Source organism: Nocardiopsis sp. CNT312, from assembly GCF_000515115.1.
Taxonomy (GTDB): Bacteria; Actinomycetota; Actinomycetes; order Streptosporangiales; family Streptosporangiaceae; genus Nocardiopsis.
Genome location: NZ_AZXF01000061.1, coordinates 1 through 1,756, shown reverse-complemented (window position 1 = coordinate 1,756; position 1,756 = coordinate 1). Strand labels below are relative to the sequence as shown.

Annotated in this window: 2 protein-coding genes; both read left to right on the top strand. The window is 57.7% G+C overall.

All coding sequences use genetic code 11. From position 1 onward, the window contains the following. Positions 1–36 precede the first annotated feature (36 nt). Positions 37–849, top strand: coding sequence for a hypothetical protein (locus B042_RS25840; RefSeq protein WP_155989169.1), 813 nt, complete (start codon positions 37–39; stop codon positions 847–849). Between the two features lie 58 nt (positions 850–907). Further along, on the top strand, positions 908–1,408 hold the full coding sequence (locus tag B042_RS27140) for a DUF5956 family protein (RefSeq protein WP_369797720.1): 501 nt from the start codon (positions 908–910) through the stop codon (positions 1,406–1,408). The last annotated feature ends 348 nt before the right edge of the window (positions 1,409–1,756 follow it).

Below are 1,756 nucleotides of genomic sequence, written 5' to 3'. Positions count from 1 at the left end.
CTCTAGATCGAATTCATCAACCCTTTTGGAGTTTAAGTGAAGAACAAGTTAACGTTGTTTTTCGTCTTTATTATCGGCTTCGGCTCGCTGGCGGCGACACCAGCAGCCGCGAACGGCCCGCATGAGAGCATGGACATCTCGCCCGCCCTGGACGCCTGTATCAACGAAGCCCAGGACAGAGAACTCGACTCGTGGTTGTGTCTGGGAGGGCGTCTTACCACCCCCGATGCAGAAGGCATCACGCCTGATGGTCCTGAGGGCCTAGGGGCACCTTCGGAGACGATTGCCGCGGACGAGGTTCTCGCGGTGCCTTCGGGTGCTGCACGCTCGGCAGCAGACGATTACGACCAGTGGTGTGAGCACGCGTCCGTCTGTCACCGACCCATCAGCTCCTACATCAACGAGACCAAAGGCAATGCTGCCTTCGGGAACGACACCGGGCTTGTAGGGCGTTTCGACGTAGTGATCCGTACGCGGTTGAGCGGTCGTACCCCCTTCTGGAGCACCACCTTCATCTGGGAAGAAGGACCGCGCCTGCACTTCAACGAGGCACGTGTTCAATGCCGTGAGGAGGAGCCCCTGTGGCCCGATACAGACTGCGGCATGTTCATGGTGGACAGTGAACTCGGACGATTCGAGATCGGTGAGGGTGTCACAGATTATCGGAAGAACTTTGATTCTATCCGAGGTAACTACCTCGAAGACAGCGGGGCATACTATGCCAATGTTGAGGCTTATGTTTGGCCTGAAGGCCTGGGTCCTATGGGCATGCCGGTGTTGAGGTCGCAAGAACTCAACTGTCCTCAGGAGAGTAGCAGTAACAACAGGTGCACCTTTCCGCTAGAATAGAGGCGGAGTCTATTTTGAACCTTCGGTGGTCCCACCCTTTGAAGAGGAGCTGGTGCGCATGAGTAAAAAATCCTGGTCTGCGTACTTGATCACGGAAGCTCCGCCAGAAGAAGGGTGCGAAGTCAGTGCGTCGGACCGCCGAAGATTCGCTGAGGTTCCCGTTTCCGGATGGCATGCCTTGGTCCTCTGGGCCATCGGCCCCGCCCATGTCATACGTTGTCTGGACCAGCGGGTGCCAGAGCCGATTCGGGTAGTCTGCGAGAGTGGGGGGCAGCGCACCGTGCGCCTAGAGGAGCGGACATGCGGTGACCGTTCCGCTGTGGAGTCAGAGATCCACGATTACCTCATGAACGCGCGTGTCCCCTCGCAGCCCTGCGGATATCGCTGGTTTGTTGAAATTCCTGGCGGAATAAGTGACTGCGACGACCTTTTTGGTCGGTTCTCTTCATCTCTGTCGGAATACCGAGATCAGTTGATGCCGGTTGAGGAGTTTGAGGTTATGGTAGCGATAGCTAATCTCCTCTACCAGGATGGAAAGAAGCTCGAATCTGATCGGTAATTCTTGTGGAATGTGGTGCTGTTATGGTGGTATGATCACCTGTCGCTCCCCCACAAACACAAACTGTGCTATCTGCTGTCCGTCTCACAAGATGGCCCGCAGTAGCGCAGTGAATCAAAGCAGCTACGAGCGCCGTTGTCACAGGACCGCCCACCTCCGTTCTTCGCTCTTGATGTCGGAGAACATCCAGGGGAGGGACGGTCTTGTCACCACGAACCCACACCGCGCGCGCCGAACTGGTGCTCGCCCGCGACACACACCTGCCGCTCCGCGAAGCGGGGCTCAAGCCCGACCCGCTGGGCGGTATCGCCGCCGCTCTCGCCTCGATCCGTGAGGACCTCGGCGAGA